The following is a 17,713-nucleotide window of genomic DNA, read 5'->3' on the forward strand; positions in this document are numbered from 1 at the left end:
CGACGTAACCACCACGAAGGGGGGGCTTTTCATGTCAGTCCGTCTCAACCGCAGCGATTTGGGCCAGTCGAAGCAGCGCGGCGTCGTCACGTTCCTGCGCACGTGCGCATTCGCGCTCGTTGCCGCCGTCAGCGTAAGCCATGCCGCGCATGCGGCGAGCGCCGAGGAAATCAAGGCACGCGGCTATCTGAGCGTCGCGACCGAGGACGACTACACCCCGTTCGAATTCGTCGCCGACGGCAAGAACACCGGCTACGACAACGACCTGCTCGCGCTCGTGCGCAAGAAAATCGGCGTCGACGTGAAGCAGCAGGTCATGCCCTGGTCCGGCATTCTTCCCGGCGTGACGACGGGCAAGTACGACATGGCGCTGACCGCCGTGCTCGTCACGGACGAACGCAAGAAGACTTTCGATTTCGCATCGCCGACGTGCGAAGCCGTCACGTTCTACGCGGTGAAGAAGGGCTCGACAATCAAGAGTCCGGACGACCTCGTCGGCAAGGTGGTCGGCGCGGAAACCGGCAGTGCGATGCTCGCGGACCTCAAGCTCTTCAACGAGGAACTGAAGAAGAAGCATGGCGGCAACGGCCTCAAGCAGATTGTCGAGTATCAGTCTTATCCGGAGGCGTATCAGGATCTGGGTCTCGGACGCGTCGATGCCGTGGCCAACACGCAGATCAGCCTGAACTCGCTCGTGAAGACGAGGCCGGATACCTTTGTTGTCGGCCAGGCAATCGGCAAACCGACCTATATCGCGTGGGCGGTAAAGAAGGGCAACAGCGACGTGCTGAAAATGGTCGATGCCGCGCTACTCGAACTGCGTAAGAGCGGCGAGATGTACCAGCTCCAGCAGAAGTGGCTGGGCGCGACCTATAAAGACATGCCGCCGTCGGTCAACTGATGTCTTTCTGATCGCTCATCGATGAACGCCTTCGATTACTGGAGCATCACTCAGGGCGCGCTGGCGACCGTGGTTCTGTCGGTCTCCAGCATCGTGCTCGGCGTGCCGCTGGGCCTCGGCCTCGCGCTGATCCGCTGGGCGCGCGTGCCGTTTCTGAACCGTGTCGTGATCGCGTACGTGAGCCTCATCCGCTCGTGTCCCGCGGTGACGCTCACCTTGCTGATTTTCTTCGCACTGCCGCAGTTCGGCATCTCGCTGGACCCGACGCCCGCTGCGATTCTCGCGCTCACCATCAGCACCGCCGCCTTCAATTGCGAAATCTGGCGTGCCGCGCTGATGAATTTTCCGCGCGACCAATACGACGCCGCCCTCGCCTTCGCGATGCCGCGCGCGCTGCGCTTTCGCCGCATCGCGCTGCCGCAGATCTGGCGCGCGAGCCTGCCGGGGCTCGTCAACGAAATGACCTTGCAGATCAAATCGACGCCCGCCGTCGCGGTGATCGGCATTGTCGAGATCACGCGTGCCGCGCTGCGCGTCGGCGCGCGCACCTATGATCCGCTGCCGCCTTTTATCTTCGCACTCGTACTGTATGGGCTGATCGTGTTCGTGCTGATCCGGGCGCAGCGCATCATCGAACGGCGTCAGCCGCTGGAGGCACGCCCATGATCGACTCTTTTACGATCGTCTGGCAGCAACGCGCGGACGTGCTTTCCGGTCTGCTCGACACGCTCGGGCTGCTTGCGGTCGCCGCCGTCGCATCGCTCGTCTTCGGTGCATTGCTCGCGCCTGCGCTTATGTCGAAGCGACCCGCCATCGCGCGGATCGCAACGCTTTATGTCGATGCGATGCGCTGTGCGCCGTTTCTGCTGTTCGTTTATCTGATCTACTTCGGCCTGCCCACGGCTGGCATTCGCCTGTCCAACTGGTGGGCCGGCGCAATCGCGCTGGTTCTCTACAACACCGCCTACATGGCCGAGTTGTTACGCGGCGCATGGGCCGGCTTGCCGACGCCGATGATCGAAGCGGCGTCCGCTTACGGCTTTCACGGCTTCAGCCTGGTTCGCCGCATCATCCTGCCGCAGGTCTTTACCGTCGCCTTGCCGATGATCGGCAACCAGCTCGTGCAGATCGTGAAGGACAGCGCGTTCCTCACGGTGATCGCGGTCGGCGAACTGACGCATCAGATGAACGGCATTCAGGCCACCTATTTCATTCCGTTCGCCGCGTTCGCCACGGCCGTGCTGCTGTACTGGGCCATCTGCCTCGTGATCGAAGGCGGAAGCGGACTCCTGTCGCGATTTGCCGAGGAACGCAGAGCATGAATCTTTCGAATGACGTCCCGCCCGCCATCAGGCTCGCAGCCGATGCCGCCGCACCTTCGGCCGGCGTCGCCGGCAATGCGGTGCGCTCCGCGGCGGACACCGTCCTGCAACTCAACGGCATATCGAAGTCGTTCGGCGAGAACTGCGTGCTGCGCGATGTGTCGCTCACGGTGCACAAGGGCGAAACGGTGTGCCTGCTCGGGCCGTCGGGTTGCGGCAAGTCCACGCTCCTGCGCTGCGTGAACTGGCTCGAGATTCCCGATGCGGGCACGGTCTACGTGTCGAATCAGCGTATGGGCGTGCGCGAAGGCTCGGCAATCAAGCTGCGCGATGCCGAGCTCGCCCGTTCGCGTGCGCGCATCGGCATGGTGTTTCAGCACTTTGCGCTGTGGCCGCATCTGACCGTGCTGCAGAACGTAATGGAAGCGCCGTTGTATGTGCTGAAGCGTCCGCGCGACGAAGTGCGCGCGCAAGCCGAGCGTCTGCTCGAACGCGTCGGACTGGCGGGCAAGATGGATGCGTTTCCGTCCCGTCTCTCGGGCGGGCAGAAGCAGCGCGTGGGCATTGCGCGCGCGCTCGCGATGAATCCGGATATCCTGCTCTTCGACGAACCGACCAGCGCGCTCGATCCGATGCTCGTCGGCGAAGTGCTGAACGTGATGCGCCTGCTCGCCCAGGAAGGCGCGACGATGGTGATCGTCACGCACGAAATGGAGTTCGCGCGGCAGGTGGCGAGTCGCATCGTATTCATGGATGCGGGCCAGGTGATCGAGACCGCACCTCCCGAGCAGTTCTTCAGCGCGCCGCAGACTCCGCGCGCGCGGCAGTTCCTCGCGCGCTTCCGTGCACCGCATCTGCCGGGCGACGAGTGGAATCAGGCTTCGAAGCTGCACGATTGACGCGTGAGGCAAAGACGCTCATCGCATTGATGAGCGTCCTCCTGGCGTCGTCAATGCAGGCTGATTTTCGGAGGATTCATGCGTCATGCCACTGCAACCGACGCATGCATAGTCTCTCATTGCGGCGCGACCATGTCCGCCGCCTGCTTTACTTCGCCATCCTTATACTTACCCCACGTCGCCGCCAGTTCGCTCATCGAGCACGGATCGCAATCGTATTCGGGTAGCGTGTCCGGATCCCAGTGATTGAAGCGGTCGACGCCGCGCACCAGCGTCGCGCGGCGGCGGCCCGTGGTCGACTTGACGTGCGCCGGCACATAGAAGAACGCGAAGCCGATGCGCCGGTCGTCCGAACGGTTCGGCAGCGAACTGTGCGCGGTGCGTTCGTGATGCATCGAGAATTCGCCGGGCTGCAGCGGCATTTCCACCGCGAGGTTCTCATCGATGCCCACGAGCGTCTGCCCCTTCGCGAGCATGTTGTCCGCCGCATACGTTTCCACGTGCTTGAGATCCGGGCCGCTGTGCGAGCCGGGCAGCACGCGCAGCACGCCGTTCACCGAATTCGCGGGAGTAAGCGCGACCCAAACGGTCACCTCCTCGTGCGGCGTGAGGCCGAAGTACGTCGAGTCCTGATGCCACGACACATAGCGCGGATCGCGCCCGTTCTTCGCGAAGATCGACGCGCCGAACAGCATGATGTCCGGTCCGATCAGATCCTCGACCGCATCGAGAATGGCCGGATGGCGCCCAAGGTCGACGATCGCGGGCAACGCGAGATGACCCTTTATTTTCAGCGTCCTGTTGACGTCCTCGCCGGAGGTCGCCTCATAGTGCTCGATGACGCGGCGATACTCCGCCGCCTGCTCCGCGTCGATCGCGCGCATCGGGTAGACGTAGCCGTGCTGTTTGAAATGCGCTACCTGGTCTTCGGTCAAGTGCTTCGTCATGAACGTTCCTTCGGAGTGGTTCGATCGGAGAGTGGTTTCCTAACAATTCGCCTGATGAGGCCGCGTCGAACGCGTCATCGAAGCGACTTGCGCGTCGCTTCATGCACTATGCGCGCGACGCGCAACACGCCTTCGTCGGTGCCGCGCCCGCCGATCACCGACATGCCGACGGGCGCGCCGTCGAACGTCGTCCACGGCATGCTCACCTGCGGCAGACCCGCGAGGCCCGCGACACACAACATCTGCTGCGAACGGGCGCGCGTGTGATCGACCGCTTGCGCCGAAGCATCGGCGCGCGGCGCGACGCCGGGCACCGTCGGCACGAGCCAGTAGGTACCCGGCGCGAGCGCTTCGGCCATCGCGCGGTTCGCTTCGACCCGCACGCGCTGCGCATCGGCGATCTGCTCGCGCGTGACGGTCAGGCTCGCCGCGAAGCGCGCGCCCACATCGGCGCCGAAGCTCGATGCATGCTCGCGTGCCCAGTGTCCGTAACGTTGCGCGATTTCCGCCGCCTGAAGCACGCGAAACGCTTGCGCCCATTGCGCGAGCGACGCATCCGGCGAAACGAACGACACGTTGTCGCCGAGCGCTTGCAGCGATGCTTCGAAACGCGTCGCGACTTCCGCATCAGCGCACGCGAGCAGGTTGCGCGGAACGCGCAGCGTGAACGGTTCGCCATCCCAGGTAACGATACTGCGCGCCAGAACTTCGAACACGTCTGCGAGCGTGCGCGCATCGCGCGCAAACCAGCCCACCGTATCGAAGCTGTGCGCCAGCGTGAGACAGCCGTCCCCCGCAATGCGGCCGTGCGTCGCGCGCATGCCCCAGATGCCGCAGTAGCTCGCGGGCAAACGCACGGAGCCGCCGCAATCGGTACCCATCGCGATATCCGCGTGTTGCGCCGCGACCGCCACCGCCGAGCCAGAAGACGAGCCTCCGGGAATGCGCGCCGCGTCCGCGGGATTCACGGGCGTGCCGTAATGCGCGTTCACGCCTGCGAGGCTGTAGGTCAGTTCATCGGTGAGCGTCTTGCCGATCCATTGCACGCCTTCTTCGAGCAACGCCCGAACCACCAGCGCGGTGCGCGCGGCAACCGGCTGCGCGGCGCGCCAGGCGAGGTTCCCGCTGCCTGTGCGAAGCCCTGCGATATCGAACACATCCTTCACGGCGAGGCTGCGGCCCACGAGCTTTGTGCCCGTGCGCGGCGGCAACGCGGCGGCGGGCAGCGCATCGAATCCATCGGCGACGAATGCTCCGTGCAGGCCCGGTTGAAGCAACCCGTTTCTCGTCATGACGGGTCCATCCAGCTCACATGCGCGGCCACGACTCGCCATTGACCGTCGAGGCGCACCCATGTCTGCGACTGACGCCCGACGCGCGCCTCACCCTTGCGCGAGAATGTGATGTTGGCGACGGCGAAGTCCGTGCCGAACGTCGTCACCGAGCGGTCGATGACCGTGCGCATCAGGCCCTTGCCCGGACGCATTGCGCGAAACTCGCGGATCGCGTCGTAGCCTTGCAGATTTTCCGTCGCGCCGTAGCGCAGCGTGTGCGGGCTATTCCAGAAGAGCGTGTCGAGCACGGGCACGTCGTTGGTCGTGAGCGCCTGCTCGTATTCGTCGAAGCCGGCCTCGACGGCAGCGAGCGTCGCCGGATCGTTGATCGTTTCGGAAGTCATGATGGGTCGGCCGGTAAATTCTTCACCGCGCGCTCGAACAGTTCGCGCGGCGCAGTGTAAAGGCCGCGCCCGAGCAAGCCCGTGCGTCCGTCGGCGCCGATCATCGCGATGGCGGCGAGCGGCGCAATGCCTTCCTCGACGACGCGCGCGGCATCGAGCACACCGGGCAAGCGTTGAAATGAGGGATGCGGTTCCGTGTGGATGCGCGACTGCTTTTCGCGCCAGCCAGCGGGCAGATATGCTTCGAAGGCTTGCGCGGGTTCCGCTGCGAATGCGAGCGCTTGTGCGCCGAAGCCAGCCGCATCGATCACACCGCTGTCGCCGGTGAGCCGCGCTGCGATGGCATGCTGTTGCGGATCGAGGCGCGGACCTTGTGGCGCGTCTGCTTCAGCGGTGAACCAATGCGAAGGCGAACCTGCAAGCCGGATGCCCACGCGCTCGCCGTTGCCCGCCAACGCCACCACGAGCGTCGATGCCGATGCCGATGCCGATGCCGATGCCGATGCCGCCGAAAGCATCAGCTTGCAAGCGGCCATCCACAGCGTAAGAAAGAACAGCGGCGTTTGCGCGAGCATCCCGTCGATATCCGCCTGATCGACTCGCGGCGCGAGCAACGAGCGCAACACGGCGGTTGCGCTCGTCGTGCGCGCATGCAAATCGTCGCCGCCTTCGATGCCGGCTTGCGCCAGTGGAAAGAGTCCGATCGGGCCTTGCGCCAGCGCGCCGCTCAAAGCAGGCGCGAGCACTTCGTCACGCCACTTCAATCGTTCGATGATGCGCCCATCGCGGCCGCCAAAGCGGATCTGCGGACCCGCGCCGCTGCCGAGCAGCGACCATGCGCGCGACGTTTGATCGCTCGCATCCGATACTTCAACCAGCATCGTGCGCGGCGAGATCACCGCGGCGAGCGGCGTCACCACGCCGTACGATTGCGCGCTTTCGAGCCGCACTTCGCCTTGCGCGATCAAACGTTCGGCGTGCGCTTCATCTTTCGCCCAGCCTTCGTACAGGCAGCACAAGACCGCCGACGAGAGCACCGGCGCCGATGGCTCGCGTGCATCGTCGAACGGCGGTCCTGCATGAAGCAGCGTGAATTCGGGCAGCTTCACTGCTTCGCGCGCCGCGACGACGCCGCTCCATCGCGGACGCACCGCGTGCATCCGGCTCAGCGCACGCGCATTGGCATCCGTGCGCATGGCTCAACGGCTCCCGAAGCTGAAGACGCCGCGCAAGCGCGACCACAGCATCTTCCAGACCAGATTGCCCACGTCGAGCGGTGCGTTCTTCGGTTGAGGACGCAGCGCGGGTCGCGGTTCGACGCGCGGCTGCGGCGTGAGCGTCGGCACTGGTTCGACGACAGGCTGCTTACTCACGAAGGATTCCGCCGCAACTTCGACGACAGGCGGCGTCGCGACAGCAGGCTCAAGCGTCGGCTCGGCCCCGGCCGGTTCCGTATCGGCGACGCTCACCGGCCACGCTTCATCGAGCTTCGCCCGCAGATTCCCCGCGAACGCTTCCGTCATGCGCGTCGCCAGTTCCTTGACGATGCCGCCGCGCGAGAATTGCGCGAGGCTGCCGCCAATCGTGTAATCCACCTTCACGTCGACGCGCGTCTCGCTCGCCGTCACCGCTTCGAGCGAAAACGATGCCACGCCCTTCACGCGCGACGAACTCTTGCGATCCACACCGGTCCCCGTAATGCTGCCGCGATACTGCTCATCGTCGAGCTTCATCTCGCCGTCGCCCGCGAAGGACGCGACGATCGGCCCGAGCTTGACCGTCATGGCGAGCTTGAGCAGGCCGTTCTCGACCGGCGCCGTGAGCGACGCGCCCGGCAGGCACGCGACAACCTCCGGCGTATCGTGAAAGCGCGCCCACACGGCGTCGCGCGGATACGGCACGGTGAAACTTTGTTCGATTTCCATTGCGTATAGGTCCGTATTCGATGGTTCAGGCCGCCACCGCAACCGATGCGAGCGGCGCCGTTGCACGGGCGCGTCGCGCATCGAGCACGCGTCGAATCGCGCGCACGATGCCCACATAGCCCGTGCAACGGCACAGATTGCCGGACAGTTCGAGACGCACGCGCGCGTCGTCGGCATCGGGCAAGCGGGTGACGATGTCGCGCGCCGTCATCAGCATGCCCGGCGTACAGTAGCCGCATTGCAGCGCGTGTTCCGCCGTGAAGGCCGCGCGCAGCTCGTTCATGGTGGCGTCGTCGTCGAAGCCTTCGATGGAGCGCACCGTGCTGCCCGCGCAACTGATTGCGGACGTGATGCACGAGCGCGTCGGCACGCCGTCCACGTCGATCGTGCACGCGCCGCACACGCCCTGCTCGCAGCCAATGTTGGTCCCGCACAGCATGCGTTGTTCGCGCAGAAAATCCGCGAGACTCGTGCGCGGCTCCACGCGATCCACGACCTTCGATTGATTGACGATCAATTCGATCGTCTTGATGAATGTGTCGCTCATGATGCGTTCCCGCCCTGATTGCGAATGATCGCCGCCGCGCGCACGAGCGCGACGCGATGCACCTGATGTTCGTAAGTCCCCGCTTCGACGCCCGCTGCTTCGAGATGCGCGTCGTAGGCGTGCGTGTCCGGATCGGCGTCGTCGATGAGCGCGCGGGCGTCGTCGATCGCATACGGCGGCCCGTCGACTGCGCCGATCACGGCGCGGCACGCGCCTCGCGCCGTGTCGTCGACGAACACGGCGATCGCTTCCGCGAACTCGCCCGGCTTGCGATTGAACTTGTAGTAGCTCCAGCGCGCATTGGCCGAAAGACGCTTGAAGCGCACGCCGGTGAGAATCTCGTCGGGTTCGAGCGACGTCGTGAACGCCCCCGACATCCAATCGCGACTGGCGACGACGCGCGCGCCGTTCGCACCCGCCACAAGAAACTCCGCATCGAGCGCGCGCATCGTGTTGATCCAGTCGGCGGCGGGATCGGCATGCGCGAGACTGCCGCCGAGCGTGCCGCGATTGCGCACCGCGCGATACGCGATGCCGCGCGCGACGTATGGCATCAGTCCGCGCGTGCCGGTTTCGATCCTGCCGTCCTCGATTTCCGCGTGCGTGATGCACGCGCCGAGCGTGACGACATCGCCTTCGATCCCACATGCGCGCAATGCCGCGATGCCGCGCAGATCCACGAGCATCTCCGGCTGCGCGAGACGCAGGTTCATCATCGGCCCGAGCGACTGGCTGCCGGACACGAACTTGGCCATGCCCTCGTTGGGCGTGACGAGCGCGATCGCTTCGTCACAGGCGAGCGGCTTTGCGTAGTCGTAGGTGGCGGCCTTCATGCGGTCATTCCTTTGAGCGCGCTCGCTTGCGTTTCACGCTGCTTCGCGAGCGCTTCGACAATCAGGCGCGGCGTGATCGGCAACTGATCGATGCGCACGCCGAGTCCACGCAGCGCGTCGTTCACGGCATTGGCGATCGCAGCGGGCGGTCCGATCGCGCCGCTTTCGCCGATCCCCTTCTGCCCAAACTCCGTATAAGGCGCGGGCGTTTCCATGTGGTCGATGCGGATTGCCGGCACCTCGGTCGCGCCGGGCAGAATGTAGTCCGCGAGCGTCGAGGCGAGCGGCTGACCGTCCTCGCTATACGGCATCGCCTCGTAGAGCGCCGTGCCGATGCCCTGCGCCGCGCCGCCATACACCTGACCGTCGACAACCATCGGATTGATCAGCACGCCGCCGTCCTCGACGATCGCGTAGTCGAGAATCTCGGTCTGACCGAGCGCGGGATCGACCGCGACGACCACTGCGTGACACGCGTAGCTGAAGGTGCCCGAATCGCGTTTCGCCTGATACGACGTCGACACTTCGAGCCCGCGCGGATCGACATCGTGCGGCAACAGTTGCGGCGCGAGATACCACGTGCGCGCGATTTCCTTCAGCGTGCGGCGCGCGTCCTTGCCGACGACCGCGCCGTTTTCCCAGCGCACCTCGTTCAACGGCTCGTCGAGCAGATGCGCGCCGATCTTCATCAGGCGCTCTTTCAGCTCTTTCGACGCGCGGCCCACCGCGCCGCCCGCCATCACGATGGAACGCGAGCCCCACGTGCCGGTGGAATACGGCGTGATGCCCGTATCGCCGAGCACGATGCGCACGCGGTCCGTATCGATGCCCAGCACTTCGTGCGCGATCTGCGCGAGCGTCGTCTCCATGCTCTGGCCGTGCGAATGCACGCCCGCACGTACTTCGAGCACGCCGTCGGGCGTGAGGCGAATCACGGCGGGCTCATGGCCCGGCACCATCGGAATGCCCCAGCCGTGATACACCGACGTGCCGTGCGCGCCCTGCTCGCAAAAAATCGACATGCCGAAGCCGACACGCCGTCCGTCCGGCTCGCCGCGACGCTGGCGCGCGCGCACCGCGGGAAGATCGATCGCGGCCATTGCGCGGCGCACCGCTTCGGGATAGTCGCCGCTGTCGAAGTGCTTGTTCGTAATGTTGTCGTAGGGCATTTCGTGCGGCCCCACGAGACTGCGCAAGCGCACTTCGTATGGCTCGATGCCCGCTTCCACCGCGATCGCGTCCATGATGGTTTCGATCGCATAGCACACGCCCGTTCGCGCAACGCCGCGATACGGCAGGATCGGCGGCTTGTTGGTCGCGACCGACCACGTGCGGCAACGAAACCGCTCCATCTTGTACGGCCCCGGCAGAATGCTGCCGACCTGCGCGGCCTCCAGACAGGCGGAGAACGGATACGACGAATACGCGCCCGAATCCACATGCGCCTCGCAATCGATCGCCAGCAGGCGGCCGTCGCGATCCGCGTAGCCGGCAATGTCGTAATCGTGTTCCCGGCAGTTGGCGTTCGCCGTCAGTTGCTCGCGCCGATCCTCGATCCAGCGCACGGGCCTTTCCAGTTGCATAGCGAGCCAGCCGCAGCACACTTCCTCGGGCAGCAGGATGCCCTTGTAGCCGAAGCCGCCGCCGACGTCCGGCGCGATCACGCGCACCTGGCCTTCGTCGAGGCCCAGACACTCCGCGAGACCCGTGCGCGTAATGTGCGGCATCTGCGCGGACGTGTGCACGATCAGTTGCGAGAGCCTGCGATCCCAGTGCGCGACCACGCCGCGCCCTTCCATCGGCGCCATGCTCTGACGCGCGGTGCGCAGCTTGCGATGCACGCGGATCGGCGCATCGCGGCGAATCGCTTCGAGGTCGACCTCGGGTTTCGCGTCGACGAACGTTTCCAGGAAGACGTTGTCGCCCCAGTGTTCATGCACCAGCGGGGAGCCTTTGCCGCGCGCATCGAGCATGTCGACCACCGCGGGCAGTTCCTCGAAATCGACGAACACCTGCGCGGCGATGTCTTCCGCTTCGGCGCGCGTCGCGGCCACGCACATCGCGATCGGCTCGCCGACCTGACGCACCTTGCCGCTCGCGAGCACGGGCTGCTGCGAACTCTTGAAGCCAGGCAGACCCGAATTCGCGACGATGGGCCGCACGCCTTCGAGATCGGCGAGCGTATAGATCGCGTTTGCGAACGCTTGCGGCTTCTCGATGCCGACGATATGCCCATGCGCGATCGGGCTGCGCACGAACGCCACATCGACCATACCGACCATGCGGATGTTGGGCACGTATTCGCCGCGTCCGTGCATGAAGCGCTCGTCTTCCTTGCGCGCCAGCGAGGCGCCGATGCCTTGCGGCCTGTTGACGTCGCTGCGTTTCTGCGGACGTTTGATCATCGTGTTGGGCCTCGCGTCATTCACGCGGCGCGCGCGAGCGGCAGCGTCGGCGAGACGGCGTCGTGACGCACGCCGTCTCGCAAGCAGAACAGGGGCGACAGCATGCGGTCGGTGATGACTTGCGTGCCTTCGTTGTCCTCCAGCACCCAGCGGCCGCGCCGGTCGTCGAGCACGCTGATGTCGGCGCCGCGTCCCACCTGCAATGTGCCGATGGTGTCCTCCATGCCGACCATCTGCGCGGCATGACAGGTCGCCATCGCGACGACGTGATTCAGCGGCAGGCCGAGCGCGAGCATGCTCGTCATCGCGCTGACGAGACTGAACTGGGTGCGGCCGAGGAATGAATGTTCCTCGTCGGGATGGCTATCGGGCGTGCCGGCGGGTGCCGGAACGTGCGTGTTGTAGCCGTGCATGTCGGCGCCGAGCGTGTCGGGCACGACGCCCTCTTCGAGCACGACGCGCGCCGTTTTGAAGCTGAAGTGCGAGCCGTGACCGACGTCGATCTTCAGACCGTGCGCAACCGCTTCATGCACCAGCGGATGCAGTTTCCCGTTCTCCTCGACGAAACCGCCCGGATGGCGGCTGAACGGATGCGCGAGAATATCGCCGGGCTTGAGCGTCTCCACGACCTGATTGAAGATCGAATCGGCTTGCACAGGCAGGCCGCCGCTTTCGGGCTTTGGCCACAACTGGCCGAAGTGGATATACAAGGGCAATTCCGCCGCACGGCCGATCTTCGCAGCGATCTTCATCACGTCGAGACCCCAGCGCGCAAAGCCGCCGATTTCCGCATGCGCCTTGATGCCCTTCACGAGATCGGGATTCGCGCGGATCGACTTGATGGTCGCGTCGGCGTCGAGGCAATCTGGACGATACAGGTCCGGGTAATAATGGCCTTCCAGACCGCCGACGAGATAAGCGGAGATATAAGCAAGCACGCGCGTGGCCGAGCGCTCCACCACGTAGTGCCGGAACCCGGGAATCGTGATGCAGCTTGGACCGCCCTGATCGACAATGGTCGTCACGCCGGACTGCACGCCGCACTGGTCCGCGTTCAGGCCAAAGCGTCCGGTGACGTACTGATACACATGGCCATGTGTATCGATGAGGCCTGGCAGCACCAGCTTGCCGCTGCAATCGATCTGTTCGGCGTGCGGCGCCAGGCTCGCGAGATCGGCGCCGATCGCGGCGATGACGCCGTTGTCCACGAGAACGTCGAGGGCTGCGTCGATTTTCTGGGCGGGGTCGATCACGCGGCCCCCTTTGAGCAGAACTTGTGACATATACGGTACGATAAATGTCCGGTTGGAGATGCGTGGTGTACCGCAAATTGTGTGCCGGTTTTTTGGCGAGCCGGTCAAATAGACAATTTCCTTTTTAGAACAACCATTTACAAATTCGATTCGTCTCGATGCGTGCCGTACCACGCAAATCCAGAAAGGCATGCGCACCAATTCGGAGAGCGGGCGCCAGGCCGCGCACCTCGAACACCCATCATGCCTTGTTATGGTGATTTGTTGGTGTACCTCTTAATTTGCGACGGGTCATCGATTCGGCCTAGAATGGCGCAGAGAAAGTGCGCCGCGATTGTTATGCGCGCACGCGCCCATGCTCGTTTATTTTCTGACCCGAGATCGTTCATATGCGAACCACCACTACCGAACATATCGACATTCAAAGTATCCGCGCAGAGCTCGCCGAACGGCAGGCACGCTCGCCTCTGTTTTCGCGGCCGGGTTTTCTCATTCGCCGCATGCATCAGATCCACACCTTTCTGTTCGCGCAGGAAACGAGCGAGTTCAACATCACACCCGTGCAGTACAGCCTGCTCACCGCGCTCGATTCGTTGGGCGAGATGGACCAGAACACACTCGCGATCGAAGTCGGGCTGGAGCGATCCAGCGTCGCGGAAGTGATTCCGCGCCTGACAGCGCGCGGTCTCGTAAGCCGTACGCAGGCCGAGCACGACAAGCGACTGAGGCTCGTCAAGCTCACGCCGGCAGGAAAGCGCCTCGTGAAGAAAATGGCGCAGGCCGTGCAGCGCGCGCACGATCGCACCATCGAGCATCTATCGCCCGTCGAGCGCGATGTGTTCATGCTGCAAATGATCCGCCTCGTCGAGGCGAACAACTCGGATAACCTCGTGCCCTTCCGTCTGCCGGACAGCCAGTTGCTCGCGCAGGACGAAAGTTCGGTCGATGTAACCTGAGATCGGCGCCTCGCTGCGGATGCCTAACCAATTTAGATGGTGCACCATCGATGGTTTCAGGCGCACCAGATCGAACGCATTGCACCACCGTATGACACGGAGGTCGGCTTGAAACGGGCGTAAGGACACTGGCACGAATATCGCATTGAACGCCTCCACGTATTCCTGGAACCCGTTCGATGCCATCTGAATTCTCCGCCGTAGCCAACCCGCTGAACCCTTCACGCGGGACGCGCGGCATGGCCGTGGCGCCTCATTCGCTCGCGTCGCAAAGCGCGCTCGCCGTGCTGCGCGAAGGCGGCAACGCAGTCGAGGCGATGATCGCCGCCGCCGCGACCATCGCGGCGGTTTATCCGCACATGAACAGCATCGGCGGCGACGGCTTCTGGCTGATCTCGCGGCCCGGCCATGCACCGGTCGGCATCGAGGCATGCGGCGCGGCGGCTCAGCGCGCGAGCATCGACGCCTATCGCGCGCGTGGCTACGACGCGATTCCGCCGCGCGGACCGCTCGCGGCGAACACGGTCGCGGGAACCGTCTCCGGTTGGGAATTCGCGCGACGCTTTTCCAACGACGCGCTCGGTGGACGCATACCCGTATCGCGTCTACTCGAAGACGCCATTCACTACGCGAAGCACGGCATTCCGGTGACGCGCAGCCAGTCCGCATGCATCGCTGCAAAACGCGGCGAGCTGGAGCACGTGCCGGGTTTCGCGGAAACATTCATTCCCGGCGAGCGTTCGCCGCAAACCGGCGAACGCTTCGTCAACGCGCGCCTCGCCGCGACGCTGCAACGCCTCGCCGACGCGGGCTTCGACGACTTCTATCGCGGTGATCTCGCACGCAGTATCGCAAGCGATCTCGCGTCGCTCGAAACACTGCTCACGCTCGATGACCTGGAACGTCATCGTGCACGCCAACGCATGCCGCTCGCGCTCGAACATTCGCTCGGCACCGTCTACAACATGCCGCCGCCGACGCAGGGCCTGGTATCGCTGCTGATTCTCGGCGTACTCGACCGTGTGCTTACCGGCGACATGGACCCGCTCGGCGCCGCGTTCGTGCATGCGTGCGTCGAGTCGACCAAGCTCGCGTTCAGAATCCGCGACGAGCACGTGACCGATCCCGACTACATGCTCATCGATCCTCAAGCGACGCTCGAACCTGCGGCGCTCGACGCAATGGCGCAACGCATCTCGATGACGCAAGCCGCGCCGTGGGGCAACGGACGCGGCCCCGGCGACACCGTGTGGATGGGCGTCATCGATAAGGATGGCGTCGCGGTCAGCTTCATTCAGAGCATCTATCACGAGTTCGGCAGCGGGATCGTGCTGCGCGAATCGGGCGTCAACTGGCAGAACCGTGGATGCAGCTTCGCGCTGAATCCGTCCGCGACGAATCCGCTGATGCCGGGCCGTCGTCCGTTCCACACGCTCAACCCGGCGCTCGCCCAGTTCGCCGACGGCCGCACGATGGTCTACGGAAACATGGGCGGCGACGGTCAGCCGCAATCGCAGAGCGCGGTGTTCTCGCGCATCGCGCGCTTCGGCTGGAATCCGCAGGCCGCGATCGACGCGCCGCGCTGGCTGCTCGGCCGCACCTGGGGCCAGTCGACCGATTCGCTGAAGCTCGAAGCGCGCTTTTCCGCGCAGACCATCGATGCATTGCGCGCGCTCGGCCACGACGTCGAAGTGCTCGCTGCCTACGACGAAGCGATGGGTCACGCCGGCGCGATCGTCCGCCATGCCGACGGCCTGCTCGAAGCCGGATGCGACCCGCGCAGCGACGGCGGAGCGGCGGGCTGGTGACGCGTTCCCCTTTCAAACTCGAGAGACCGATCATGAACACACGCACACAGACGCTGCACGACGAGACCACCGTAGGCGCCCCGAGCGTCGCGGCGCACAACCGCTGGCTGCAGCTCGTGCTCGGCCTCGTCTGCATGATGGCGATCTCCAGCCCGCAATACGTGTGGACACTCCTGACCAGGCCGCTAGCGGCGAAGCTCGGCGTTGCGCTGCCGGAATTGCAGATAACGTTCTCGCTGCTCATCATCCTGCAGACGTTCTTCTCGCCGTTTCAGGGCAAGCTGATCGACCGCTTCGGTCCGCGTCTGCTGATCTCGCTCGGAACGGTGATGTCGGGCCTGAGCTGGGTGCTTGCGTCGATGGCGACGAGCGCGTCGATGCTCTATCTCACCTACGGCCTCGTCGGCGGACTGGGAACGGGCATCGTCTATGTCGGCGTGGTCGGTCTGATGGTGCGCTGGTTCCCCGACCGGCGCGGCTTCGCGGCAGGCGCGGTGGCGGCGGGCTACGGCATGGGCGCGATCGTGACCACGTTCCCCATTTCGATTTCTCTCGCAACGCGCGGCATCGACGGCACATTGTGGATATTCGGCATCGCCTTTGCGGTGGTTGGTTTCATCGCGTCGCAAGGATTGCGCACGCCGGGCAATGTTGCGCCCGCGTCGAGCGAATCGAGCCGCGCGCACGTGCCGAACCTGCGCCCGTCGCAGATTCTGAAGACGCCGATCTTCTGGCTGATGTTCGCGATGATGACGATGATGTCCACCTCGGGTCTCATGGTGACCTCGCAGATGGCGACTTTCGCCGCCGACTTCGGGGTGACGAAAATACTCGTGTTCGGCATGGCGGCGCTGCCCCTCGCACTGACCATCGACCGCTTCACGAACGGCGTCACGCGTCCGCTGTTCGGCTGGGTGTCGGACCGGTTCGGCCGCGAGAATACGATGTGCATCGCGTTCGCGCTCGAAGGCGTGGCGATGGCGCTATGGCTGCTCACGCGCGACAACGCCGTGCTGTTCGTGCTGCTCTCGGGCGTCGTGTTCTTCGGCTGGGGCGAGATTTTCTCGCTGTTTCCGTCGACACTGACCGACACTTTCGGCACCCGCCACGCCACCGAGAACTACGGCTGGCTGTATATCTCGCAAGGAATCGGGTCGATCTTCGGCGGGCCGCTCGCCGCGCTCATGCATCAACGCGCGGGCAGCTGGACGCCGGTGTTCGGCGCAGCGATCGCGTGCGACATCCTTACCGCCGTACTCGCGCTGCTCGTGCTCAAGCCCCTGCGCGCGCGGTTTCTGGCTGCGATTCGATAACGATGGTCGAGAAGCGGCACGTCGATCGGCCGGTCGACATATACGGCTAAGGCACCGGCGTCTTCGGCAAATGACGCTGGTAATACGGACCGATCGCGAGCGGCGACATCTCCCGCGTGATCGAGCGTGTCGAAAACCGACGGAGAAGGCGGCGCAGAGCATTCCACGACAAGCCGCCCGCCCGACCCAGTGCGGTCGCCTATCCTGCTCAAAGCGATTGCAAGGCGAGCACGATGCCCGCACCCAACGCAATAAGAAAGATTGCCGCGCCGCTTGTCCGTCGACGATTGAGCCCGGTCCAGAGCACCACGCCCGTGAGCGAAAGCAGCACGAGGCTTCCCGCCATCGAATCCGCCAGCAGTATCCAGCCTGCTCGCGCGCCTTCCGCCCGGTGCAGACCTTCCAGCGTGTTGATGATGCCTTGATCGCGGCGTTCCACGTCGATTGTGTTGCCGCCCTTCCAGTATTCGGCGCTGAGCAGGTAGCTCGGCGCGATGAACCGGATCTGCCAACGCTCGGGTTGCATCACGGACCGGTCTCCCCAGGTTACGGCGTGCGCGGGTTCGCGATTCGCCCGTTCCGCGGGACGGTCCAGTTTGAGTTCCGAGCGCAGCCAGTTCGCCATCTCACGAGGAGACTGGGGAGCCGGATCGGGCACCTGCAAGTGTATCTTCGACACGACAGGCGCGTCGCCAACGCGAATCTTCATGGTCGCGCGATGATTCTGCAGAAAACCCGTCACGCCGAAGAGCAAGCCCAGAACGGCACCCCACAGCCCTATCCAACCGTGAATCCGCCGCAACCATTTGAGAAAGATACCGCGACGGCCCGCTGACTTGCCGCGTTGCGAGCGCGGCTCAGTAGCTGAGGCGCGTGCCTCGTTTGTTTCGGTTAACTGATTATTCATGGTCGGGTTGCCGTTGTAT

General features: G+C 64.6%; 17 protein-coding genes. 7 read left to right on the top strand and 10 right to left on the bottom strand.

The genetic code is table 11. The features are described from left to right. The first annotated feature begins 31 nt into the window (after positions 1–31). The 4 genes from NE850_RS02845 to NE850_RS02860 are packed head-to-tail and all read left to right on the top strand — an operon-like array spanning position 32 to position 3,122. Positions 32–901, top strand: coding sequence for a transporter substrate-binding domain-containing protein (locus tag NE850_RS02845; protein ID WP_007177614.1), 870 nt, complete (start codon positions 32–34; stop codon positions 899–901). 21 nt (positions 902–922) lie between these two features. After that, a complete protein-coding gene (locus tag NE850_RS02850; RefSeq protein WP_007177615.1) occupies positions 923–1,567 on the top strand; it encodes an amino acid ABC transporter permease in 645 nt (214 codons plus the stop codon). Then, positions 1,564–2,223: an amino acid ABC transporter permease gene (locus tag NE850_RS02855; RefSeq protein ID WP_007177616.1), complete on the top strand. Its 660-nt coding sequence runs from the start codon at positions 1,564–1,566 to the stop codon at positions 2,221–2,223. Before NE850_RS02850 ends, NE850_RS02855 begins: the two co-directional genes overlap by 4 nt. Then, positions 2,220–3,122, top strand: a complete 903-nt coding sequence (locus tag NE850_RS02860; RefSeq protein WP_007177617.1) for an amino acid ABC transporter ATP-binding protein — start codon at positions 2,220–2,222, stop codon at positions 3,120–3,122. The genes NE850_RS02855 and NE850_RS02860 overlap by 4 nt, the downstream gene beginning before the upstream one ends. A gap of 116 nt (positions 3,123–3,238) precedes the next feature. Here the strand turns inward: NE850_RS02860 and NE850_RS02865 are convergent, their stop codons facing one another. From NE850_RS02865 to NE850_RS02905, 9 genes are all read right to left on the bottom strand, one after another. Continuing rightward, a complete protein-coding gene (locus NE850_RS02865; protein ID WP_007177618.1) occupies positions 3,239–4,069 on the bottom strand; it encodes a phytanoyl-CoA dioxygenase family protein in 831 nt (276 codons plus the stop codon). Between the two features lie 74 nt (positions 4,070–4,143). Beyond that, positions 4,144–5,361, bottom strand: coding sequence for an amidase (locus tag NE850_RS02870; protein ID WP_310698420.1), 1,218 nt, complete (start codon positions 5,359–5,361; stop codon positions 4,144–4,146). Next, positions 5,358–5,747: an oxalurate catabolism protein HpxZ gene (hpxZ, locus tag NE850_RS02875; RefSeq protein WP_007177620.1), complete on the bottom strand. Its 390-nt coding sequence runs from the start codon at positions 5,745–5,747 to the stop codon at positions 5,358–5,360. Before hpxZ ends, NE850_RS02870 begins: the two co-directional genes overlap by 4 nt. Continuing rightward, positions 5,744–6,943: a DUF1116 domain-containing protein gene (locus NE850_RS02880; RefSeq protein WP_007177621.1), complete on the bottom strand. Its 1,200-nt coding sequence runs from the start codon at positions 6,941–6,943 to the stop codon at positions 5,744–5,746. Before NE850_RS02880 ends, hpxZ begins: the two co-directional genes overlap by 4 nt. Before the next feature lie 3 nt (positions 6,944–6,946). Beyond that, positions 6,947–7,672, bottom strand: coding sequence for an SRPBCC domain-containing protein (locus NE850_RS02885; protein ID WP_310698421.1), 726 nt, complete (start codon positions 7,670–7,672; stop codon positions 6,947–6,949). Positions 7,673–7,697: 25 nt separating this feature from the next. Further along, a complete protein-coding gene (locus NE850_RS02890; RefSeq protein ID WP_310698422.1) occupies positions 7,698–8,219 on the bottom strand; it encodes a 2Fe-2S iron-sulfur cluster-binding protein in 522 nt (173 codons plus the stop codon). After that, on the bottom strand, positions 8,216–9,052 hold the full coding sequence (locus NE850_RS02895) for an FAD binding domain-containing protein (protein ID WP_310698423.1): 837 nt from the start codon (positions 9,050–9,052) through the stop codon (positions 8,216–8,218). The genes NE850_RS02890 and NE850_RS02895 overlap by 4 nt, the downstream gene beginning before the upstream one ends. Continuing rightward, positions 9,049–11,457, bottom strand: coding sequence for a xanthine dehydrogenase family protein molybdopterin-binding subunit (locus tag NE850_RS02900; protein ID WP_165188600.1), 2,409 nt, complete (start codon positions 11,455–11,457; stop codon positions 9,049–9,051). Before NE850_RS02900 ends, NE850_RS02895 begins: the two co-directional genes overlap by 4 nt. A gap of 20 nt (positions 11,458–11,477) precedes the next feature. After that, complete coding sequence (locus NE850_RS02905) at positions 11,478–12,740, bottom strand: amidohydrolase/deacetylase family metallohydrolase (RefSeq protein WP_007177626.1); 1,263 nt, start codon at positions 12,738–12,740, stop codon at positions 11,478–11,480. A gap of 359 nt (positions 12,741–13,099) precedes the next feature. On the opposite strand from NE850_RS02905, the gene NE850_RS02910 reads away from it, so the two are divergent. The 3 genes from NE850_RS02910 (at position 13,100) to oxlT (ending at position 16,787) form a co-directional block, all read left to right on the top strand. Further along, positions 13,100–13,666 carry a MarR family winged helix-turn-helix transcriptional regulator gene (locus NE850_RS02910; protein WP_007177627.1) on the top strand — a complete coding sequence of 189 codons (567 nt, stop codon included), beginning with the start codon at positions 13,100–13,102 and terminating at the stop codon, positions 13,664–13,666. Between the two features lie 179 nt (positions 13,667–13,845). Then, entirely contained in the window at positions 13,846–15,474 is a 1,629-nt protein-coding gene (locus NE850_RS02915; RefSeq protein ID WP_310698424.1) for a gamma-glutamyltransferase family protein, read from the top strand. 32 nt (positions 15,475–15,506) lie between these two features. Next, positions 15,507–16,787, top strand: a complete 1,281-nt coding sequence (gene oxlT, locus NE850_RS02920; RefSeq protein WP_165188602.1) for an oxalate/formate MFS antiporter — start codon at positions 15,507–15,509, stop codon at positions 16,785–16,787. 208 nt (positions 16,788–16,995) lie between these two features. On the opposite strand, the gene NE850_RS02925 is transcribed toward oxlT, so the two are convergent. Further along, positions 16,996–17,694, bottom strand: coding sequence for a PepSY-associated TM helix domain-containing protein (locus NE850_RS02925; protein WP_165188604.1), 699 nt, complete (start codon positions 17,692–17,694; stop codon positions 16,996–16,998). Positions 17,695–17,713: the final 19 nt, after the last annotated feature.

This window comes from Paraburkholderia sp. USG1 (assembly GCF_031570135.1).
Classification (GTDB): Bacteria; Pseudomonadota; Gammaproteobacteria; order Burkholderiales; family Burkholderiaceae; genus Paraburkholderia; species Paraburkholderia dioscoreae.